Source organism: Saccharopolyspora hordei (genome assembly GCF_013410345.1).
GTDB lineage: Bacteria > Actinomycetota > Actinomycetes > Mycobacteriales > Pseudonocardiaceae > Saccharopolyspora > Saccharopolyspora hordei.
In genome coordinates, this window is record NZ_JACCFJ010000001.1 from 288,767 (window position 1) to 303,890 (window position 15,124).

General features: G+C 74.0%; 12 protein-coding genes. 3 read left to right on the forward strand and 9 right to left on the reverse strand.

Features of this window, described 5'->3' with window-relative positions; all coding sequences use genetic code 11:
- Nucleotides 1–4: 4 nt before the first annotated feature.
- From dapA to HNR68_RS01400, 4 genes are all read right to left on the reverse strand, one after another.
- On the reverse strand, nucleotides 5–847 hold the full coding sequence (gene dapA / locus HNR68_RS01385) for a 4-hydroxy-tetrahydrodipicolinate synthase (RefSeq protein WP_179716831.1): 843 nt from the start codon (nucleotides 845–847) through the stop codon (nucleotides 5–7).
- Nucleotides 848–878: 31 nt separating this feature from the next.
- Nucleotides 879–1,562 carry a DUF3159 domain-containing protein gene (locus tag HNR68_RS01390; protein ID WP_343049873.1) on the reverse strand — a complete coding sequence of 228 codons (684 nt, stop codon included), beginning with the start codon at nucleotides 1,560–1,562 and terminating at the stop codon, nucleotides 879–881.
- Between the two features lie 85 nt (nucleotides 1,563–1,647).
- Nucleotides 1,648–2,382 carry an ESX secretion-associated protein EspG gene (locus HNR68_RS01395; RefSeq protein ID WP_179716834.1) on the reverse strand — a complete coding sequence of 245 codons (735 nt, stop codon included), beginning with the start codon at nucleotides 2,380–2,382 and terminating at the stop codon, nucleotides 1,648–1,650.
- A 145-nt stretch (nucleotides 2,383–2,527) separates the two neighbouring features.
- Nucleotides 2,528–4,426 (reverse strand): hypothetical protein, encoded by a 1,899-nt coding sequence (locus HNR68_RS01400; RefSeq protein WP_179716836.1) that lies wholly within the window; start codon nucleotides 4,424–4,426, stop codon nucleotides 2,528–2,530.
- 531 nt (nucleotides 4,427–4,957) lie between these two features.
- Here HNR68_RS01400 and HNR68_RS01405 point away from each other — a divergent pair.
- Nucleotides 4,958–5,752 carry an SGNH/GDSL hydrolase family protein gene (locus tag HNR68_RS01405; protein WP_179716838.1) on the forward strand — a complete coding sequence of 265 codons (795 nt, stop codon included), beginning with the start codon at nucleotides 4,958–4,960 and terminating at the stop codon, nucleotides 5,750–5,752.
- Between the two features lie 349 nt (nucleotides 5,753–6,101).
- Here the strand turns inward: HNR68_RS01405 and HNR68_RS01410 are convergent, their stop codons facing one another.
- Nucleotides 6,102–8,927, reverse strand: a complete 2,826-nt coding sequence (locus HNR68_RS01410) for an AfsR/SARP family transcriptional regulator (RefSeq protein WP_246330368.1) — start codon at nucleotides 8,925–8,927, stop codon at nucleotides 6,102–6,104.
- Between the two features lie 305 nt (nucleotides 8,928–9,232).
- On the opposite strand from HNR68_RS01410, the gene HNR68_RS01415 reads away from it, so the two are divergent.
- Nucleotides 9,233–10,267, forward strand: a complete 1,035-nt coding sequence (locus HNR68_RS01415) for an ADP-ribosylglycohydrolase family protein (RefSeq protein WP_179716841.1) — start codon at nucleotides 9,233–9,235, stop codon at nucleotides 10,265–10,267.
- 4 nt (nucleotides 10,268–10,271) lie between these two features.
- On the opposite strand, the gene HNR68_RS01420 is transcribed toward HNR68_RS01415, so the two are convergent.
- On the reverse strand, nucleotides 10,272–10,781 hold the full coding sequence (locus HNR68_RS01420) for an ion channel (protein ID WP_218888159.1): 510 nt from the start codon (nucleotides 10,779–10,781) through the stop codon (nucleotides 10,272–10,274).
- Between the two features lie 264 nt (nucleotides 10,782–11,045).
- On the opposite strand from HNR68_RS01420, the gene HNR68_RS01425 reads away from it, so the two are divergent.
- Entirely contained in the window at nucleotides 11,046–12,272 is a 1,227-nt protein-coding gene (locus HNR68_RS01425) for an IS30 family transposase (RefSeq protein ID WP_425502848.1), read from the forward strand.
- A gap of 184 nt (nucleotides 12,273–12,456) precedes the next feature.
- Here HNR68_RS01425 and HNR68_RS01430 read toward each other — a convergent pair whose 3' ends face one another.
- The 3 genes from HNR68_RS01430 to HNR68_RS01440 form a co-directional block, all read right to left on the reverse strand.
- The gene (locus HNR68_RS01430) at nucleotides 12,457–13,227 is read right to left on the reverse strand and encodes a transposase family protein (RefSeq protein ID WP_179724518.1); all 771 of its coding nucleotides are present in this window, start codon (nucleotides 13,225–13,227) and stop codon (nucleotides 12,457–12,459) included.
- A gap of 179 nt (nucleotides 13,228–13,406) precedes the next feature.
- On the reverse strand, nucleotides 13,407–14,237 hold the full coding sequence (locus HNR68_RS01435; RefSeq protein WP_218888492.1) for a metal ABC transporter permease: 831 nt from the start codon (nucleotides 14,235–14,237) through the stop codon (nucleotides 13,407–13,409).
- Between the two features lie 44 nt (nucleotides 14,238–14,281).
- Nucleotides 14,282–15,124 carry a metal ABC transporter ATP-binding protein gene (locus tag HNR68_RS01440; protein WP_179716846.1) on the reverse strand — a complete coding sequence of 281 codons (843 nt, stop codon included), beginning with the start codon at nucleotides 15,122–15,124 and terminating at the stop codon, nucleotides 14,282–14,284.

Below are 15,124 nucleotides of genomic sequence, written 5' to 3' on the forward strand. Positions count from 1 at the left end.
GTCGTCAGAGGAGGCCGACTTCGGTGAGGGCGTTGCGGATGACCGCGAGCTCGGAGTCGTCGGCCTCCACCAGGGGCAGCCGGACGCCGCCCACGCGGTGACCGAGCAGGTTCAGCGCCGCCTTGACCGGGATCGGGTTCGTGGTCACCGACAGGGCGGAGAACAGCGGCTTGAGCTCGGCGTCGATCTCCGCGCGGCGCTCCGGCTCGTCGACCATCCGGCGCATCCGCTCGCCGACCAGGTGGCTGGCCACCAGGATGCCGCCGCAGCCGCCGAGGTCGAGCGCCTGCGCGAAGCCGTCGTCGTTGCCCGCGTACAGCCCGAGGCCGTCGATCTGGGCGAGCGCGGCGTTGTCCGCCTGCTTGACGTAGTCGATGTGCTCGACCTGGGCCAGCTCGGCGAGCAGGTCGTTGTCCAGCGCCAGCCCGATCCGCGACGGCACGTTGTAGAGCACCACCGGCTTCTGGGCGGCCCGCGCGATCTCGGTGAAGTGGCGCACGAGGCCGCGCCGGTTCGGGCGGTTGTAGTACGGGGTCACCGAGAGCACCGCGTCGGCGCCCAGCTGCACGGCCCGCTCGGTCATCGCGCAGGCGTGCGCGGTGTCGTTCGACCCCGTCGAGGCGATCACGGTCGCCCCGGCCGGGCGCTCGGCGCAGGCGAGCTCGATCAGGCGCAGGTGCTCCTCAGCGGTGAGCGTGGGGGCTTCGCCCGTGGTCCCGCACACCACCACCCCGTCGGACCCGTGGTCGACGAGGTACCGGAACAGGGTCATGAAGGCTTCTTCGTCGACGCGCTGCTGCTCGTCGAACGGGGTGACGATCGCGGTGATCACGCTGCCGAGAGACATGTGCGCATTCTGCGCGCAGCGCCCCGCGCTGTCATTCCCGGGTGCGCTCCGCCGCGACCCGCGGGTGCCGCAGGCCCGGGTGCTCCGCGGGCAGCGACCGCCGCACGACCCACCAGCTGCCCGCCACGCACACCGCCACGAGCGGCCAGGTCAGCACCACCTGCGAGACGGTCAGCGGCGTGGTCGCGCCCAGCAGCCACAGCGGGACGAACACCGCCAGCCGCACCACGTACTGCCCGACCCACACCCAGCTGCCGCGGCTGTACGCGCGCAGCAGGTCCGGGTCCCGGCGCCACCGCCGCGCCTGGCCGAGCGCCGTGCCGACCACGACGCCCAGCAGCGGCCACCGGACGGCGATGCTGGTCATCCAGGCCAGCGCGCTGAGCGCGTTGGTCACCAGCCGCGGCAGGAAGAAGTCCACCGCGTCCCCGGTGTAGAGCGCGATGAGCGCGCCGAGCGCCACGGCCAGCAGGCTGATCAGCACGGCCAGCGGGCGGGCCTTCTGGGACAGCCGCCACGCCGCCAGCACGGCCCCGACCACCACCGCCACGAGGCCGCCGACCGCGATCGACTCGCCGCTGAGGTACCACCCGAGGCCGAACGCGACGGGCGGCAGCATCGCGTCGACCGCGCTCGCCCGACCGCCGAGCAAGCGCATGAACGAATCGCGGTCGTCCTGGTCCTCGACGAGCTCCGCCTGCCGGTTCTGCGTCACGCCACCCAGCCTGCACCAAGGCCCGCCTCACGCGCACCCACCCGTGGCACGGACCTCGGCCGACGACCCGCGCGGCCGCCGCAGGTCACATGCGGGCCGGGCGGGCGCGGTCGACGAGCGCGGCCAGCTGGCCGGCGATCGCCCGCTTGTCCGCCGGGTGGCAGGTCACCACGTCCTGCGTCTCGGTCCGCTCGCCCTGCACGACGTAGCGCCCCTGGTCGTTGTCGAACCAGATCAGGTTCGGCAGCCGGGGCCCGGCGCGGCGGTCGCCGCTGACCACGAAGTGCCCGAGCCGGAACTTCTGGCGCGAGGTGATCGCGCGCAGCTGCGGCAGGCCCTCGATGTCGGCGTCCGCCGGGTGCCCACCGCTGCGGTCGGCGACCGCGCGCACCGCTTCCGCGGTCCCGGGCGGGGCGTCGGGAAGCAGGTCGGCACCGGCCCGGGGCAGGGCGTCCGGTGCCAGGAAGCTCATCCGCAGCCCGCGGCCGTCGAGCACGCCGACCACGCCGACCTCACCGGTGGCCACCACCCGCGCGGCCAGCCGGTGCCCGGCCCGCACGTCGAGCAGCCCGGCCGCCGCGATGGACACCTCGGAGCTGCACAGCAGGTAGAGCGCGTCCTCCACCTCCGGCTCCGGGCGCCCGCCGCGGGCCAGGCCGGTGGACTCCAGCTCCTGCCAGACCTGCTGGGCCAGCCGGGTGCGGTCCTCGCCCAGCTCCCCGATCCGGGGCAGCTCGAACGGGTACTGCCGCACGGTGAGGTTCAGCTGCTCACCGAGCAGGTCGACCGCGGGGATCGACAGGGTGATCGTCTCGACCATCGCACGCTCATCTCGAGTCCGGGTGCACCCGCCGGTGCTGGACGGTTGTCTGCTCTTCGGGCCGCTGGCGCGCGGCGCGCCCCCGCCGCCACGGGGGCGCTGCGGGCCGCGGGGCGCTGCCGCCGGCGCGCGCGGGACCAGTCATCTAGAAGTCCCGGTAGCTCGCGGGCGATTCGCCCAGCACCGGCGGCGCCACCAACCGGTTCTCGCCTTCGTCCTCGTCGAAGAGGTCGTCGGCCTCGATGAGGAACTGCGGCACCACGTTCCGCCCGTCCTCGCCCGGCTTGTAGCCGGCACCGGCCTGCAGGTCGCCGTCGGCGCGGCGCTCCTCCTTGAAGTCGTCGGGCGACCACGTGGGGTTGCGGCCGTACCCGGGACGCGCGGACGACGACGCGGCCAGGGAGCCCGTCGACCCCATCGGACCGAACCCGCCGTCGGCACGCTGCGTGAACTTCGGTGCGCGGGCCGGCGGCACCGGGCGCGGCGGTTCCGGACGCTGCTGCTGCTCCGGGCGGGGCTGCTGCTCCGGGCGGGGCTGCTGCTCCGGCTGCCGCGGCGGTTCCGCGTGCGGCGGCGCGGGCTGCGGCGGGCGGGTGCCCTGCGGAGCCCTCTCCGGAGCCGGGGGCGGCGGCCCCGGCGCGACCGGCGGACGCGGCGGCGGACCGCCCAGGGCGGGACCGCCCGTGGGCGGCGACGGCGGCCCCTGCGGCGCAGGGGGCGGCGCCTCTCCCGGCGGCGGCCCCGCGAAGCGGGGACCGGTCTCCGGCGGCACCGGGCGCGGGACGTCCTGCGGGGCCTCCGGCGGCGGGCCCGCGTCGGGGCGTGGCGGAGCCGCGGGGTGCGGGTCGACCTCGTGCCGGGGACCGTCGGGCGCGCCCTGCGGCGGGAGGTCCAGCGGTCCCGAGGGCGGACCCTCGCGACGCGGCGGGGGCCCGGCCTGGGCGTGCGGCTCGGCCTCGTGCCGCGGCGGACCGTCCGGCACCGGCTGGGCGAACGGGCCGCTCGGCGGACCCACCTGCGGTGCCGGGCCGTCCGGTCGCGGCGGCGGGCCGTCCACCCCGACCTGGGCGAACGCACCGCTCGGCGGCCCCACCTGCGGCGGCGCGCTGTCGAGCTGCGGACCGGGCGCGTCGGCGCGCGGGCCCTCCAGCAGCGGCGCGCTCGGGGCCGGCGGCTCCGGCGCCACCTGGCCGAGGGGACCGCTCGGCGGCCCCACCTCGACCCCCTCCGGGCGCGGCGGCGCGTCCAGCGGCGTCGGCTCGCCCGGCTCCGGGCCGAGCTGGCCGAGCGGACCGCTCGGGGGGCCCAGAGGGCCGTCGGGGCCCTCCCGGCGCGGCGGTGGGCTGTCGATCAGCCCGCGGTCGAAGCGCGGCTCGTCCGGGCGCGGTGGAGCGGGCGGGGGACCGCTCGGCGGTCCGTCCCGGCGCGGCGGCGGACCGCCCAGCACCCCGGGTTCGGGACGCGGACCGTCCACGGGCCCCGGCTGCGGCGGAGCGCCGGGCGGCGGGGCGTCGACCGGTCCGGGCTGGACGAACGGACCGCTCGGCGGACCGGGCGGGGGCTCCAGCGGCAGCGAACCCGCCAGCTGGCCCTCCGCGGCCAGGGAGCCGCTCATGCCGCTGGGGCGCGGCGGCTCGGGCACGTCGACGTCGAGGGAGCCCGACAGCTCCGGCTCGGCCGGGGCGCCGAGGTCACCGGACAGCGCCGACACCCCGGCAGCCGGCGGCTTCGGCCGGTCCGGGGCCGGGCGGGCGGCCTGCAGCTGCCTGCGCTGCTCGTGCTCGAAGCGGTCCGGCAGCTGCTCCACGCGCTGCCAGAACGCGAACGGGTGCGGTTCACCGGTCAGGGCCGCGAACTCGGCGCGCAGGTCGAAGCGCATCGGGCGCGGCGCGGGCCGCGCACCCCCGGGACCGGGCCCGGGCGGCGGCGCATCACCGAGCGGGCCGCGCGCGGGCGCCTCCGGGTGGCGCCTGCCCCGGCCTGCCTGCTGCGCGTCGAAGCCCGCCGGCCCCGGCGCGGGCGCCGGATTCTGCGGTGACGTCACGATTCCCCCAGGTGCTTGGGACGGTCGAAACACCTCGCTCCGCCCGGACGGATCCGGGCGGCGGGCACACTGGAACCGACGTGGTGGAACATCTCCGCCGTTCCCCGATCAACCGACCGCGATGGCGCGGGCAGGCGTGCGGCCGTGCGCATCCCCGAGCGCACAGCGGGCTGTCACCTGCATCGATGCCGACATCGCGGGCCCCCTCGTTGCTTCTGCTACCGCCGAAGGACAGTAGCAGCTGCGCCTCACCCGTACTGGTGTTTCCGGGAACAGCCCCCGGTTGCCGCCGTGAACAGCCAAAAGCGCCGCGTGCCACCGAAATCCGGCGCACCGCGGTGGCGACGCGGCTCCCGGGTCCGCGCGCCGCCGGCCCCCGGGACGACCAGGCGCGCGCACCCCCGCGACCAACGAGGCTCGTCAGTGCCGTCGATCACTCAGCCGCTACCGACGGTGGCGTAGGTGGGGATCCGAGAGCCAATGTTGTTCAAGGACCGCGTGGGCGGGAGGAACCACCAGGAAGGAACGGGCATGGCAGCGCAGCGCAGCGTCGGGTCGGCGAGCTGGGACAGCTTCGTCGCACTGGGAGACAGCTTCACCGAAGGCCTGGCCGACGCCGGGCCGGACGGCAGCTTCCGGGGCTGGGCGGACCGGTTGGCCGAGCACCTCGCCGAGCAGAACCCGGACCTGCGCTACGCCAACCTCGCCGTGCGCGGCAAGCTCGTCCGCCAGATCGTCGACGACCAGGTGCCGAGGGCGATCGCGCTGCGCCCGGCGCTGGTCTCGCTCACCGCCGGCGGCAACGACATCATCCGGCCGGGCAGCGACCCGGACGTCGTGGCGGCGATCTTCGAGGGCGCGGTCGCGGAGCTGCGCGCGGCGGGCTGCGACGTGCTGATCGGCACCGGCTTCGACACCGTCGAGACACCCGTGCTGCGCCGCGTCCGCGGCAAGGTCGGCACCTACAACTCGCACCTGCGCGCCATCGCCGACCGGCACGGCTGCTTCGTGCTGGACCTGTGGTCGATGCGCGTGCTGCGGGACCCGCGGGCCTGGAGCGACGACCGGCTGCACCTGTCGTCCGAGGGCCACCGCCGGGTCGCGCTGCGCGCCTGCGAGGCGCTGGGCGTGCCGACGAGCGAGGACTGGCGGGAACCCTGGCCGGCGGCGCCGGGCCTGTCGTGGCGGGACCAGCGCGCCCAGGACATCCGGTGGGCGCGGGAGCACCTGGCGCCGTGGATCGGCCGCCGGTTGCGCGGGGTCTCCAGCGGGGACGGCCGCAGGCCCAAGCGCCCGCAGCTGGAGAAGCTGACCGTCGCGAAGTGAACTGCGGACAGGACGAAGTGCGGACCTCCGGCCTCGGTCACCCCAACCCGGCCGAGGGCCCGCACTCACCCCCATCGTCCATTCGGGAGGCGTCCCGAATGATCCGCCCCCCTTTGCGGTCGCCCCGATCGCCGCGCAGGACGACCGGGGCGACCGGGCGACATTCCCCCCTTGGAACTCCCCCCAGAGCCGCCCTAGTGCGGACCTCGCACGGCTGGCCCGCACTGCAGACAAGTTCCCAGCGATCACTACACAGCCGCTAAACGCGCGCTAAACGCCGCGCGCGGCACGAGGAGGACGCGCGCGTGCCGTCCGGCCACCCGGCGCGTGTTCGACCAGCCAAGCACGTTCAGGCCGTCTTGGCCAGCGCTTCCAGGCGTTCTCGCACTTCCGCGGCGCGCGGCGAGCCCTCCGCCTCGAAGATCGCCAGCGCGGTCTCCCACCGGGTGCGGGTCACCGCCAGGTCGCCGCGGCAGCGCGCCGCGTCGCCCAGTCCCAGGTAGGCGGCGGCCTGCCGCATCGCCGAGCCGCACTTGAGCGCGACGTCCAGCGCCTCGTGGTGGTAGCGCTCGCCGTCGTCGAGCCGCCCGAGCTCGATGCAGACCTCACCGCAGTTGTTCAGCACCATCGCCAGCGTGTCCAGGTCGTCGGCGGCCCGGTACAGCGCTTCGGCCTCGCGCAGGTGCGCCAGCGCCTCCTCCCGCTCGCCGTTGACCTGCTCGACCATGGCGAGGTTGTTCAGCGCCCCGGCCGCGAAGTAGCTGTCCCCGAGCGAGCGGTAGACCCGCAGCGCGTCCTGGCAGTGCGCCTTGGCCTCGTCGTAGCGCTGCAGCCGGAACAGCACGCTGGCCATGTTGATCTGCGTCATCGCCCGCCGCGACGCGTCGTCGTTGGCCTGCGCGACCCGGTAGGACGCCTCGTAGTGGGCCAGCGCCTCGTCCAGCCGGCCGGACCGCGAGTGCGCCACGCCGAGCCCGGCCCGCATGAGCACCTCGCCGGTCGGGTCGCCCACCGCCCGCGCGGAGGCGAGACCGTCGGTGTAGACGCGGATCCAGTCCTCCCACGGGCAGCGCACCGACAGGTAGTTGAACTGCAGCCGGGCCAGCTGCCAAGCCTCCTCGTGCATGCCCCGCGCGTTGGCCGCCCGCACCGCGGCGACCAGGTTCGGCCACTCCGCGTCGAACCAGTCCAGCGCCTGGGTCCGGTCGTGGATCCGCGGCGGCCGGGTGGCGCTGGGGAAGTGCAGCTCGTCGCGCGTCGGGCGCAGGAAGCGGCGCGCGTGGTCGGCGACGACCAGGTAGTGGTGCAGCAGCCGGCGCAGCGCGGCGGGTTCGTCGTGCCCGGACAGCAGGTCCCGCGCGTACACCCGCAGCAGGTCGTGCATGCCGAAGCGGTCCGGCTCCGGCTCGGTCACCAGGTGCGCCAGCGCCAGCGCCCGCAGCCGGCGCTGGGCGCCGGGCGGGTCGGTGTCGCACAGCGCGGCCACGGCGTCGGCGGTGAAGGTGTGGCCCGGCACCAGCCCGAGCAGCCGGAAGGTCTCGGCGTGCACCGGGTGCAGGCTCCGGTAGGAGATGTCGAAGGCGCGGCGCACGCTGGTGTCCGCGTCGTCGTCGATGTCCAGCGCGTGCAGCCGGTTGCGCTCGTCGGTGAGCTCGTGCACCAGGTCCGACACCCCGCGCGCCGGGTTCGCCGCCAGCCGCGCGGCGGCGATGCGCAGCGCCAGCGGCAGCCCGCCGCACAGGTCGGCCAGCTGGGCCGCGGCGACCGGTTCGGACGCCGACTTGCCGGGCACGCCCGCGCGGTCCAGCAGCTCGATCGCCGACTCGGTGGGCAGCGTCTCCAGCGGCAGCACCGTCGCCCCGCTGCGCACCGCCAGCGCGTCCAGCCGCCGCCGGCTGGTCACCAGCACCATCGACTCGGCGCTGCCGGGCAGCAGGGGCCGCACCTGGTCGGGGTCGCGCGCGTTGTCCAGCAGCACCAGCACCCGGCGCTTGGCCAGCATCGACCGGTACAGCGCGGCGCGGTCGTCCAGCTCCACCGGGATCGCCTCGGCGGCCACCCCGAGCGCCTTGAGCATGCTGCTCAGCGCCTCGCCCGGGCTCAGCGGCCCGCGCTCGGAGTCGTAGCCGCGCAGCGAGGCGTAGAGCTGGCCGTCGGGGAACTCGTGCTCCACGCGGTGCGCCCAGGTCAGCGCGAGCGCGCTCTTGCCGACACCGGCGATGCCGGTGAGCACCGCGAGCAGGCTGGAGCCGCGCTCCCGCTCGGCGAGCAGCCGGTCCAGCGCGGCGAGCTCGCGGTCGCGCCCGACGAAGCCCGCCGGCGCCGGGGGCAGCTCGGCGGGGATGGGCCGCTTGACGCCGAGCGCGGGTTCCGCGCGGCGGGGCGAGCTGCGCAGCGTCGGGTCGTCGCGGAGCACCTTCTCGTAGAGCTCGCGCAGGTCAGGGCCGGGGTCCAGGCCCAGCTCGTCGGAGAGCCGGCGGCGCAGCGCGTGGTACCTGGCCTGCGCCTCGGCCCGGTGCCCGGCGCGGTAGCTGGCCAGCATCAGCTGCCCGGTGAGCCGCTCGCGCAGCGGGTACCGGTTGACCAGCGTGGACAGCTCCAGCAGCAGCTGGTGGTGGCGACCGAGGTCGAGGTCGGCGTCGATGCGCTCCTCGAGCGCGAGCAGCCGCAGGTCCTCCAGGTTCGGCGCGACCGTCTGGTAGAGGCGGCTGTCGGCGATGTCGGCGAGCACCGCGCCGCGCCAGAGGGTCAGCGCCTCGGCCAGCACCCGCGATCGCTCGGCCGGGCCGAGGCCGTGCGCCCGGTCGATCAGCGCGCGGGCCCGGTGCGCGTCGATCCGCTCGGCGTCGACGCGCAGCAGGTAGCCCGGCGGGCGGGTGATGATCTCGGGGCCGTCCGCACCGCCTTCGGCGAAGAGCTTGCGCAGCCGGGAGACGTAGCCCTGGACGATGGTGCGCGCGCTGGCCGGCGGGTCGTGCTCCCAGATGGTGTCGATGAGCCGGTCCATCGACACGACCTGGTTCGGCTCCAGCAGCAGGCAGGTGAGCAGGGCGCGGACCTGGCTGCTGCCCACCGGGCGCGCGACGCCGTCCACGAGCACTTCCAGCGGACCGAGCACGCGGAACTCGAACCCCGCGGCCGGTGCTCCGCTCGATCGGTCGTGCGGCGCCATCATCCCCTAATCCGATTCTTGCTCATGTTTTGTTGAGCCTTCAGACAGTCTCGACCAAGGTCCACACCGAGTCCACACCCCCGGCAGGCCGCACCCCAGGGTCGACACACGGTAACGAGCAGGCAGCACACCCGACCGGAACGCCGAGCGCGACTCACCCCAATGGACGAATAGGACACGCGTACCGGATGCAGTGCGCGACATCCCACCGTCGCCGGTGAAGGTTTTCCCGCCCGCGAACACGCCGAGTAAAGTCGTGATCTGTCGATCACCCGTACGAGGACACTGTGGAAGGAGAGCTCCCGCCCGTGCCCACACCATCCACAGTGGTCGATCGCGCGATCGCCTGCCTGCTCGGCGGGGCTCTGGGCGACGCCCTCGGCAGCCCGGTCGAGTACGCGCAGCTGGAGGACATCCGCGCCGAGTTCGGGCCCGAGGGGGTGACCGAGCCGCCCCCGCAGGCGCTGCTCGGCGACGCCACGCAGATGGCGCTGTTCACCGGCGAGGGCTACCTGCACGCCTGGACCACCGGCAACAGCGGCGGTCCGTGGCGGCCCGTCGAGTCGATCGCGGCCGCTTACCGACGGTGGTTGATCACGCAGCAGGAGGAGAAGCCGCAACCCGGGGCCACCGGGCTGCTGGCCGAAGCCGAGCTGTACGCCAGCCGGGCCCCCGGCCTCACCAGCCTCCGCGCGCTCCAGGAACCCGAGCTCGGCACGCCCGACCGCCCGCGGAACAGCTCCAAGGGCTGCGGCGGGGTCGACCGCAGCGCCCCGCTCGGCCTGGCCCCGACCGCCGAGATGGCCTACCAGCTGGCCTGCCAGTGCGCCGCGCTCACCCACGGCGGCGTCGGCGGCTGGGCCTCGGCCGGGGCGATGGCGCTCATCGTGCACCTGCTCGCGGTCCAGCAGCGCAGGCTGCCGCAAGCGGTGGACCAGGCCGCCGGGCGGGTGCTGCGGGAGGACGTCGAGACCGCGACCGCGCTGGCCGAAGCCGCCACGCTGGCCCGGCTCGGCGTCAGCGTCAACCACATCGAGCGGCTCGGGCAGGGCTGGATCGGCCCGGAGGCGCTGGCCATCGGCGTCTACTGCGCGCTGGCGCTGCCCAAGCCGGACCAGTTCACCGACGCGCTGCGGCTCGCCGTGAACCACTCCGGGCACAGCGACTCCACCGCTGCGGTGACCGGCAGCATCCTCGGCGCCCGCCACGGCACCGCGGTGCTGCCGCGCCCCTGGCTGGCCCGGCTGGAACTGGCCGACGTGGTCGAGCGCATCGGTCACGACCTCGGTGCCTCGTGCTCGGGCGACCAGTTCAACGAACGCCGCTACCTCGGCATCGCCTGACGCGTCAGCCCCGGTCCCGGCGGGACGCCCTGGTGCGCAGCACCGCCACCGCCGCGCCGAGGAAGCCGATGTTGAAGGCCATCTGCACGATGGCCACGGCCCGCGCGAGCTGCGAGACCGCGTGCACGTCGCCGAAGCCGACGGTGCTGGTGATCGACAGCGAGAAGTACAGCGCGTCGGTCCGGGTGCGCAGCGAGTCGATGGCGCCCGGGGCGTGCTGGGCGATCGCGAAGTAGACGGCGGCGAAGAACAGCACGGCCAGGTACAGCGCCGCCACCACACCGGCGATCGAACTGCCGTGGTGGCGCGGGCCGCCGCCGAACCGGCGCACCTGCACCACGATCAGCGCCGAGAGCACGAGCAGGCCCGCGCCGAAGCCCGCGACGGCGCCGAGCGCGCCCTGGACCCCGAGCACGTCCAGCGGCAGCGCGTAGTAGACGCCGGTGCACGCCGCCACGGCCCCGACCGTGGCGAGGACGTCCACCAGCACCGCACGCCGCACACCCCCGACCACGCCTGCCAGGTTCGACCACCCAAGCCCCCACCGCGACCCAGGAGCTCCGCTCGTCCGGGGCTCCCCCGGTCGCCGCCGGCCGGCGCCGACGCGGCGGTGCCGGTCGTCCCGGCCCGGCGATGCCGGTGCGGCGTGCCGGCGCGGCGGTGCCGTCATCCAGCGCCGTTCCCAGCCGCGAGGGCGGAAGGAGGTGAAGGGCACCTTTCGCCAACTCAGCTCGGGTTCTAGCGGTGGTTGCAACGCCTGATTTGTTCAGGGGTTGCGGTGTTCGAGATCCGTCAGGACAGGTCGCCTCAGGGGTGTAAGAAGTTGCTTGCTGAGCGCGAGGTCTATTTTGATCTTGTGGCGCGGGGTGTGGGCACGGTTGAGGCATGCCGGATCGTGGGGGTCAGCCGCACGACCGGGTATCGGTGGCGATTCGGCCGACGGGCGGGGCGTGGGACCACGTGTTCTTGCGCCCCGCCGTCACCTCCGGCTCGTGCCCGGCCCGAGGTGTCGTCCCGGTTTTTGTCTCAGGACGAGCGGCTGGTGATCGCTGACCTGCGTCGGGCCGGCCTGGGTGTGCGGGCCATCGCAGGCGAGCTGGGGCGTGATCCTGGCACGATCAGCCGGGAGCTGCGGCGCAACAGTCATCCCGGTAGCGGTGACTACCGGCCCTATGCCGCTCAGGCTCGCGCCGAGGCGCGCCGCGCCCGGCCGAAGACCGGCAAGATCGCCGCCCATCCCGAATTGCGTGAACGGGTGCAGGGCATGCTCGACGACCGGTACAGCCCGGAGCAGATCAGCCATCGGCTGCGCCGGGACCATCCCGACCGCCCGGAGCTGCACGTGACCCACGAGACGATCTACCAGGCCCTTTATGTCCAAGGTCGCGGCGGACTGCGTCGTGAACTGGCCCGGGCGCTGCGCACCGGCCGTACGGTGCGCCGACCCCGCCGGACCACCGAGCAACGCCAGTCCCGCTTCACCGCACCGATGCTGATGATCAGCGACCGCCCGGCCGAGGTCGCGGACCGGGCCGTGCCCGGCCACTGGGAAGGTGACCTGATCCTCGGTGCCGGCGGGGCATCCGCGATCGGCACACTGGTCGAGCGCACCACCCGCTACGTGCTGCTGGTCCACCTGCCAGAACGACACGACGCCGAAACCGTCCGCGACGGCCTCATCACCACCATCCAGACACTGCCCACCCACCTGAAACGGTCCCTGACCTGGGACCAAGGCGCTGAGATGAGCCGCCACCACGAGTTCACCCTCGCCACCAACATCCCGGTCTACTTCTGCGACCCTCACTCGCCCTGGCAACGCGGCAGCAACGAAAACACCAACGGCCTGCTCCGCCAGTACTTCCCCAAAGGCAGCGACCTCTCTGTCCACACCCCCGACGACCTCGCCGCCGTCGCCGCCCAACTCAACCGCCGACCACGCAAAACGCTCGGCTGGGACACCCCAGCCGAGCGCCTGACTAAACTCCTGACCCAAACCAATTGATCAACCGCGTTGCAACGACCCCCCGAAACCGCCCAGTTGGTGAAAGGTGCCCTTCACCCCTCTCTGCCGTGGGCCCCGCGACCCCACCGCGCGGTACCGGTTCCCGTCTCAGCTGGTACCGGTCCCCCGGCTCAGCTGCGGTCCACGACCGGGTCCGGGGAGATGCGGTTTCAATGAGGTTTTTTCATCGTGTTTGGTGTTCGAGGGTGAGGATGGCTTGGGCGAGGGTGGTGACGTGGTGGGGGCTGCAGCGGACGCGGTCGAGGACGTGCCAGTTCTTGAGGGTGGCGAAGCCGCGTTCGCCGTGGCAGCGGATGCGGGCGTGGGCGGTGTTGGCGTCGGTGTAGGGCGTGGTCAGGGGCCCGTGCCAGCTCTTGTAGGGGGTGATCACGCCGGGCGCGAGTTTGTGGTAGCCGCGGTCGGCCAGCAGCCAGATCCCGGCTTTCTCGGCCAGCTCGGGGATGCGGTGGGCGCGGGCGGCGCTGGTGTCGTTGACCGACCCGGCGGGCAGGCCCGGTGAGATCCAGATCAACCTGCCGTAGGGGTCGGTGAGTCCTTGCAGGTTGATGGCGTGATGGCGGTGTTTGCCGGAGTAGAACGGGCGGTTGGCCGCCACACGGTTGATGCGGATCTCGGTGCCGTCGAGGATGGCGAAGTTGTTGTGCGTCCAGGCCAGCCGCCACAACGCCGCCTGCAGCGAGGGGGCACGCCCGGCCAGCAGCCGGGTGGTTTCGTGGATGTAGCGGTAGACGGTGGCCACCCCGATGCCGAACCCGGCGGCCAGCCGCGCGTAGGTGTCGCCATGCCGCAGAAACGCCAGCACCAGTCGTGCCTGCTCATGGGCAGCCAGCTTGCGCCACCGCGACCCCACAGCCCTGCGGTGCGCCCGCAGCAGGTCGGCGACATACCGCAGCGTGGTAGTGGACAGATCGATCGTCGACGGATACAACAACACCCGAAGCTCCTGGCGCGCTGGTTTGATCTTGGTCGACAACCCAGCTACCAGGAGCTTCACCACTTTCCCCGCACCGACACGCCACACCCACCCAACCAGACACCAAGTTGAAAAACCTCAATGGAAACCGGACGTCTGATTTCCACCGGGATTGCGGACGAACCCTCGGCGGAGCCTGGTCAGGGGGTGGCGGGGGTTCGGGTCATGCGGGTGAGGCGGTGCTTGCCGATCACGCGGCAGGCCAGGTAGATCACGAACGAGATGATCGTGACGAAGGCGCTCACCGGCGCCCCCGGGGCCAGCGACAGCACGATGCCGCCCAGGACCGCCACCTCGGCGAACACCACCGCCAGCACGGTCGCCCCCAGCGGGCTCGCGGTCACCCGCGCCGCCGCCGCGCCCGGGGTCACCATCAGCGCCAGCACCAGCAACGCCCCCACGGTGTGCACGCCGAGCGCCGTGGCCACCCCGACGAGCACCGCGAACAGCGGGGTCAGCACCCGCGCGGGCACCCCGCGCGCCGCCGCCACGTCGGGGTCGACGCTGGCGAACAGCAGCGGCCGGTACACGCAGGCGAACACCAGCAGCACCACCACCGCGCAGCCGGTCAGCAGCAGGACGTCGGCGGAGTCCACACCGACGATCTGCCCGACCAGCAGGCTGAACTTGTTCGCGGTGCGCTCCGGGTTCAGCCACAGCAGCAGCACGCCGACGCCCAGGCCGAACGACAGGATCGCGCCGATCACCGAGTCCCGCTCGGTGCCGCGCTGCCCCAGCAGACCCAGCAGCAGCGCCGCGACCACGGCCCCGGCCAGCGCACCGACGCCCACGCTGGCGCCGATGAGCAGCGCCGCCGCGGCCCCGGTGAAGGCGAGCTCGGCCGTGCCGTGCACCGCGAAGGACATCTTGCGCGCCACCACGAGCGGCGCCAGGCACCCGGACACCAGGCCGAGCGCGGCCGCGGCGAGCAGCGCCTGCTGGACGAACGGGTAGCCGAGCAGGTCCACCATCGTGGAGAAGTCGGTGAACTTGCCCAGCGCTTCGGAGATCGCGTTCACTCGTCGTCCGCCTCGTGCACGTGGTGGTCCTGGTCCTCCGCGCCCGCGACCACCAGCCGGCCGCCGACGCGGGCGACCTCGATGTCGGTGCGGTACAGCTCCGACAGGGTCGCCGAGTTCATCACCTCGTCCGGGGTGCCGATCCGGAACCGGCCGTCGACGAGGTAGAGCACCCGGTCGACCAGCGGCAGCACCGGGTTGATCTCGTGGGTGACGAACAGCACCGCGGCCCCGGTCTGCCGCGCCTGGTTCGCGATCAGCCGGCTCACCTTGCGCTGGTGCGCGATGTCCAGCGACAGCAGCGGCTCGTCGCACAGCAGCACCGACGGGTCGCTGACCAGCGCCTGCGCCACCCGCAGGCGCTGCTGCTCACCGCCGGAGAGCAGGCCCAGCGGCATCCGCGCGTACGCGGTCGCCTCGACGGCCTCCAGCGCCGCGGCGACCCGGCGCCGGCGCTCGCGGCGGTTGCGGAACCCCAGGCCCCAGCGGTGGCCGTCCAGGCCGAAGCCGACCAGGTCGCTGCCGCGCACCGTCACGGTCGCCTCCAGCGCCCGCTGCTGCGGGATGTAGCCGATCCGGTCGCTGCCGCGCCGGGCGGGCCCACCGGCGACCTCGACGGTGCCCGCGCTCAGCGGCTGCAGCCCGAGCAGCACCTTGAGCAGGCTGGTCTTGCCGGAGCCGTTCGGCCCGAGCACGGCCAGGAACTCGCCGGGGGCGACGTCGAGGTCCAGCCCGGACCACAGGGTCCGGCTGCCGTAGGAGAGGGCGGCGTCGCGCATCCGCACCGCCGGTGCGGTGGGCGGCGCGAAGGTCGTCCCGGTCTCAGAGGTGGCGGTCAT